The 576-nt window shown below is 33.7% G+C and carries 1 pseudogene; it reads right to left on the bottom strand.

What is annotated here, in order from left to right:
- Positions 1 to 283: 283 nt before the first annotated feature.
- Positions 284 to 576 (bottom strand): annotated as a pseudogene (locus ACFIMQ_RS09710) (hypothetical protein); the annotation flags it as partial.

Below are 576 nucleotides of genomic sequence, written 5' to 3'. Positions count from 1 at the left end.
CACGGCTTTTGTGATATCTTTAAAGAGGAATATTGTTTTAACCTAAAGAACGGTTAAAATACAACGCCATTATGACGCTGCGAATTAATGGTAGCATGATACATTTTAAGATGCAAATTGAGAAAAAATACACTTGCGTTTATACACAAAATATGTGATTTGTGAGTTAGTTTGTTTATAGCAAATTATCCTTACGAATGATGGTTTTGAATATAAAAGCCGTATCAATTCATTTTGATGCGGTTTTTTTGCTACAAAGCAGCCCCCCGCGCCGTTATTTTATTTACGCTGCTTTTTCACTAATGGCATCATTACTACAAATATCTTCACGGAATATTTTCTTTTCTTTAAGAACGGCATTGCCATAAATTTTTACACCTTCAGCAATAATAGATCTGTTAGAAACACATGCATCATCATAGATTTCTACTTTTTCATAAATCATGGCATTCTCATAAACACGCGCATTGCCATAAACCTTGACATCTTTATAAACAACCGCTTTTCCATAAACCCTAGCATGATCAAAAATATGAGAACCTTCGTATACGCAAGAAGACCCTGATACTTTTGCAT

This window comes from Bartonella sp. AD13SXNS (assembly GCF_042196465.1).
Taxonomy (GTDB): Bacteria; Pseudomonadota; Alphaproteobacteria; order Rhizobiales; family Rhizobiaceae; genus Bartonella.
The sequence above is the reverse complement of the archived record's forward strand: the minus strand, read 5'-3'. Positions and strand labels throughout refer to the sequence as shown.